5 protein-coding genes are annotated in these 5,762 nt (G+C 63.9%); all 5 read left to right on the top strand.

Going from position 1 to position 5,762, the window contains the following annotated elements; all coding sequences use genetic code 11:
• Positions 1 to 270, top strand: a 270-nt coding sequence (locus MOV75_RS25105) for a helix-turn-helix domain-containing protein (protein ID WP_309486968.1), incomplete at its 5' end; no start/stop codon positions are given.
• Positions 271 to 779: 509 nt separating this feature from the next.
• Positions 780 to 3,137 carry a PAS domain-containing sensor histidine kinase gene (locus tag MOV75_RS25110; RefSeq protein WP_246923271.1) on the top strand — a complete coding sequence of 786 codons (2,358 nt, stop codon included), beginning with the start codon at positions 780 to 782 and terminating at the stop codon, positions 3,135 to 3,137.
• Positions 3,138 to 3,155: 18 nt separating this feature from the next.
• Positions 3,156 to 4,526: a sigma-54 dependent transcriptional regulator gene (locus tag MOV75_RS25115; protein ID WP_246923276.1), complete on the top strand. Its 1,371-nt coding sequence runs from the start codon at positions 3,156 to 3,158 to the stop codon at positions 4,524 to 4,526.
• Positions 4,527 to 4,839: 313 nt separating this feature from the next.
• Positions 4,840 to 5,088, top strand: coding sequence for an RNA chaperone Hfq (gene hfq, locus MOV75_RS25120; RefSeq protein ID WP_007591126.1), 249 nt, complete (start codon positions 4,840 to 4,842; stop codon positions 5,086 to 5,088).
• 11 nt (positions 5,089 to 5,099) lie between these two features.
• Positions 5,100 to 5,762, top strand: a 663-nt coding sequence (hflX, locus tag MOV75_RS25125; protein ID WP_247006792.1) for a GTPase HflX, incomplete at its 3' end; no start/stop codon positions are given.

Consider the following 5,762-nt stretch of genomic DNA (forward strand, 5'->3'; position numbering starts at 1 on the left):
GGCGCCGCGGTCCAGCAGGGCGTCGACAATCTCGGCGGCGCCGTGGAGGCGTATCTGTCCTCGCACTTCCAGGGCTTTCCGAACGGCGTGCCGCCGCCCGGCCTCTATCACCGCATCCTCAAGGAGATCGAGGTGCCGCTGCTCACGGCCGCGCTCGCCGCCACCCGCGGTAACCAGATCCGCGCCGCGGACCTGCTCGGCCTCAACCGCAACACGCTGCGCAAGAAGATCCGGGATCTCGATATCCAGGTCTATCGCAGCGGGGGCTAGACTGCTCGCGACAGACGCTGAACGCGTTTGCGCGGCGGTGGCTCAGCTCCCCCTACCAAAGCGGAGCTGAGCCTGTCCGGATCGCGCTGGCCGTTATGGCCGACGCGGTGAGCAGAAGTCCGACACGGACCAAAATGTTCCGCTGAAAGGGGACAATCTCGTCATTTGCCCGGAGGGGTGCACTGCCGCGCCTATCTCACCAGGCGAGTTGATGTTGGCAGCATGGCCAAGTCAGCTCGTTCCTGCAGACCCGGGCCATTGACCAGCAGGTCGGAGGCCACGATCAGCAGCAGTACAGCCGAAGCCATTATCGCGAGAAAGATCCTGTCCATGCCGGGTCAAGCCCGTATAGCCGGATTCCGTTCCGGCTGATTTGGCATTGCCCTGTGGATGCGCCGTTCCGTCCCATCGCGGGCGCCGCGGAATTGTCGCAATTCGGCAACATTGTGGTACGAATACATCAGTATCCGCCCCGTCGCGGACCCGTTTTCAGCACCACCATTGCCGGAATGACCAGCGCAGATACCTCGGCCGCACACTTTGACACGGCCCCAGCGGAAGAGCCCCGGCGTTGGTCGGTGCGACGCTGGCTGGCGCCCATTGCCGTGGCCCTGGCACTGGGCTCGGCGTTTCTGACCTTCCTGGTCCTGACCGGCCTCACCAAGATCGAGCCGACGCCCGAAGTCGTCCGCTCGTTCTACCTGATCAATGCGGCTACGATCCTGCTGCTGGTCGGCATCATCGTCCGCGAGCTCTGGCAGCTGATCCTGGCGCGGCGGCGGGGCAGGGCGGCGGCGCGCCTCCATGTCCAGATCGTCAGCCTGTTCTCGATCGTGGCGGTGCTGCCGGCGGTGCTGGTCGCCGTCGTCGCCAACGTCACCATCGAGCGCGGCCTCGACCGGTTATTCTCCGGCCCGACCAAGGAGGTGATCCAGAATTCGCTGACGATCGCGCGGGCCTACATGCAGGACCATGCGCAGCTGATCCGTGGCGACATTCTCGGCATGGCCAACGACATCGCGCACGCCCGGCCGCTCTACGACCAGGATCGCCGCTCGTTCCGCGAGATGCTCACCGCCAGCGCCGGCTCGCGCAATCTGCCCGGCGCGATGATCATCGACAAGAACACCAACATCCTGGAATCCGCCGAGACCGGCATGCGGCTCGCTTATTCGCCGCCGGCGCCCGACTTCCTCAGCAACGTCAACGAGAACGAACCCGAGATCGCGGTGCTGCCGGACGCGAGCTACGTTGCCGCGGTGATCCGCCTTCGCGCCTTCAACGACACCTTCCTCTATGTCGCCCGCCCGCTTGATCCCAACGTCGTCAATCAGCTCAAGCAGACCGAGGTCAGCGTCGCCGAATACGCCCAGATCGAGTCCCGCCGCCTCGGCATCCAGGTCGCCTTCGCGCTGATGTTCGCGGTGATCGCGCTGACCATCCTGATGGCCTCGGTGCTGATCGGTCTCAACTTCGCCAACTCGCTGGTCTCGCCGATCCGGCGGCTGATGAATGCGGCCCACACGGTCTCGACCGGCGATCTCCATGTCCAGGTGCCGGTGCACCAGTCGGAAGGCGATCTCGCCCAGCTCGGCGAGACCTTCAACAAGATGACGCAGGAATTGCGCAGCCAGCGCGACGAGCTCGTCAACGCCAGTGACCTCATCGACAGCCGCCGCCGCTTCATCGAGGCCGTGCTGTCCTCGGCGAGCGCCGGCATCATCGGCGTCGATGCCTCCGGCAGCGTCGGCATTTTGAACCGCTCCGCCGAGAAGCTGATCGGGCACGCCGAATCCGAGACGCTCGGCCATCCGCTCTCCGACGTGCTGCCCGAGCTCGACGAGATGATGAAGACGGCGCGGGAAGGGACCCAGCGTCTGGTGCAGGGCCAGATCACGATCACCCGCGACGGGCAGGAACGCAATCTGTCAGTCCGCGTCAGCGCTGAGAAGAACCAGCCGCACGACAGCTACATCATCACGCTCGACGACATCACCGAGCTGGTCTCGGCGCAGCGCACCTCGGCCTGGGGCGACGTGGCGCGCCGCATCGCCCACGAGATCAAGAACCCGCTGACGCCGATCCAGCTCTCCGCTGAGCGCATTCGCCGCAAATTCGGCAAGGACATCACCGAGGCCAAGGACAAGCAGATCTTCGACCAGTGCACCGATACCATCGTGCGCCAGGTCGACGACATCAGGCGCATGGTCGACGAGTTCTCGCGCTTCGCGCGGATGCCGAAGCCGGTGATGGAGGGCGAGGACGTCGCCGACACCGTGCGGCAGGCGGTGTTCCTGATGAAGGTCGCCCATCCCGAGATCGATATCGAGGCCGAGTTCAAGCAGGATCCGCTGCGCGCCCAGTTCGACCGACGGCTGATCTCCCAGGCGGTCACCAACATCGTCAAGAACGCCACCGAGGCGATCGAGCAGGTCCCGCTGGAGGAACTCGGAAAAGGCCGTATCGACGTCGTGGTGTCGCGCGAAGGCGAGGACGTGCTGATCGACGTGGTCGACAACGGCATCGGCCTGCCCAAGGTCGCGCGCTCGCGTCTGCTCGAGCCGTATGTTACCACGCGCGCCAAAGGCACCGGGCTCGGCCTTGCAATCGTCGGGCGCGTGCTGGAAGACCATGGCGGGCGCATCGAGCTGAAGGATGCTTCCGACTTTCGCGCGGGCCAGCGCGGCGCCTGGATGCGGATGCGCTTTGCGATCTCCGGGCAACCTGCGAAGTCCGAGGGAGCCGAGCAGGCCGGCGCTCCTGTCAAGGATCAGGCGCAGGAAACAAAAGAGCCGGCGGCCGAAACCAAAGAGCCCGCTGAAAAGACCAATGATTCAACGAAAATCGAAGCCAAAACAGGCAGCTGACAAGACAGGCGCGAACCCATGGCTAGTGAAATTCTGATTGTCGATGATGAGGCCGATATTCGCGATCTCGTTGCGGGCATTCTCGAGGACGAGGGCTTCGTCACCCGGACCGCGCGCGACAGCGATACGGCACTCGCCGAGATCGCCAACCGCAGGCCGCATCTGGTGTTCCTCGACATCTGGCTGCAGGGCTCCAAGCTCGACGGCTTGCAGCTGCTGGAGCAGGTCAAGAAGGACAATGCCGACCTGCCGGTGGTGATGATCTCCGGCCACGGCAACATCGAGACCGCGGTCGCCGCGATCAAGCGCGGCGCCTACGACTTCATCGAGAAGCCGTTCAAGGCCGATCGCCTGATCCTGGTCGCGACCAGAGCGCTGGAGAACTCACGGCTCAAGCGCGAGGTCAAGGAGCTGAAGCAGCTGGCGCCGAGCGCCAGCCAGCTTGTCGGCCGTTCGCCCAGCATGAACCAGCTGCGCCAGACCATCGAGCGTGCGGCCAAAGCCAACAGCCGCATCCTGATCGTCGGCCCCGCCGGCGCCGGCAAGGAATTGACCGCACGCACGCTGCACACGGCCTCCGGCCGTGCCGACGGTCCCTTCGTCGTCATCAACGCCGCCGCGATCACGCCCGAGCGCATGGAGCACGAGTTGTTCGGCGTGGAACAGTCCAACGGCGAACACGCGCGCAAGCCCGGCGCGCTCGAGGAAGCCCATGGCGGCACGCTGTTCATCGACGAGATCGCGGACATGCCGCGCGAGACCCAGAACAAGATCTTGCGCGTGCTGGTGGAGCAGTCGTTCCAGCGCGTCGGCGGTACCGCCAAGGTGCAGGTCGACGTCCGCATCATCTCATCGACCGCGCGCAATCTCGAAGAGGAGATCGCGGCCGGCCATTTCCGCGAGGATCTCTATCATCGGCTCTCGGTGGTGCCGATCCGCGTGCCCGCGCTGTCGGAACGGCGCGAGGACATCCCGGAATTGATCGACTACTTCATGGAGCAGATTTCGGCCGGCAGCGGCCTGCCCAAGCGGCAGATCGGGCAGGATGCGATGGCGGTGCTGCAATCGCATGTCTGGCCGGGCAATGTGCGCCAGCTCCGCAACAACGTTGAGAGAGTCATGATTCTGGCTGCGGGTGGCCCGGAGGTCATCATCACGGCCGACATGCTGCCGCAGGACGTCGGCTCCATGGTGCCGGCGATGCCGACCAGCAACAACGGCGAGCACATCATGGGCCTGCCGCTGCGTGAGGCGCGCGAAGTCTTCGAGCGCGACTATTTGATTGCACAGATCAGCCGTTTTTCAGGAAATATTTCTCGAACGGCCGAGTTCGTTGGCATGGAACGTTCGGCACTGCACCGGAAGCTGAAGGCGCTCGGTGTCGGCTAGAGCGTTTTCGAGCGAAGTGGATTCCCGGTTCGCGTAAAGAAAACGCTTTAAAACAGGAATCTAGCGCCGCAGGGCTGCGGTTACAGCTCGGGGATGGGTAAGAAAAATCATCGATTTCCGTAGTTTTTCGGGGCAATACGGCGTGCCTTGCCGCGTGAAGCTGCTTGCCTAATAGGTCCACCTGTCCTCTAATTGCACAGCTGTTCCTTCCGAGGGGGATCTCATGAGGAACGGCAACCGGGAGAGGCCTCGAACATCACCAAGAGGGCCGCAACCGGCGCAATAAAAAGAAACTCAAAGCGAGAAAAAAACAATGGCGGCAGACCGCGCACAAAACCTACAGGACACCTTCCTTAATCACGTTCGCAAAACCAAGACGCCACTGACGATCTTTCTGGTCAACGGAGTGAAGCTCCAGGGCATCGTGACCTGGTTCGACAATTTCTGTTTGCTGCTTCGGCGCGACGGTCATTCGCAGCTTGTCTACAAGCACGCGATCTCGACCATCATGCCGGGCGCACCGATTCAGTTGTTCGAAGGCGGCGAGGATCAGCCGGCTTGAGAGTGATCTGATTGGAACCCCGGAATTTCGACGGGGATGCCGACCGTCCGCGGTCGGCTGGGGCTAAGCAGACGGGGCGGGTGCTTGTCATCGGTCCCTACTTGCGAGTGCGCGCGGGCAGTGCCGACGCGCAATCGGAAACTCATGTCTTGCGTGACGCCGAGGCCCGGCTTGATGAAGCCGCGGGCCTTGCGCGCGCGATCGACCTCGTCATTGCCGACGCCATCATCGCGCCGATCAACCAGATCAGGCCCGCGACGTATATCGGCAAGGGCAAGGTCGAGGAGATCGCGGGGCTGATCAAGACCCTCGACGTCGAGCTCGTCGTGATGGATTGCGCGCTGGCGCCGATCCAGCAGCGCAATCTCGAGAAGGAATTGCACGCCAAGGTGCTCGACCGCACCGGACTGATCCTGGAAATCTTCGGCCGCCGCGCCAAGACGCGGGAAGGCTCACTCCAGGTCGAGCTTGCGCATCTCAACTACCAGCGCTCGCGCCTCGTGCGCTCGTGGACCCATCTCGAACGCCAGCGCGGCGGCTTCGGATTCATGGGCGGTCCCGGCGAGACGCAGATCGAGGCCGACCGCCGCCTGATCCAGGAGCGCATCTCCAAGCTCGAGGGCGAGCTGAAGAAGGTGCAGGCGACGCGCCGGCTGCATCGTGCGGGCCGCCAG

Origin of the sequence: Bradyrhizobium sp. PRIMUS42, assembly GCF_023006515.1 — a bacterium.
Classification (GTDB): domain Bacteria; phylum Pseudomonadota; class Alphaproteobacteria; order Rhizobiales; family Xanthobacteraceae; genus Bradyrhizobium.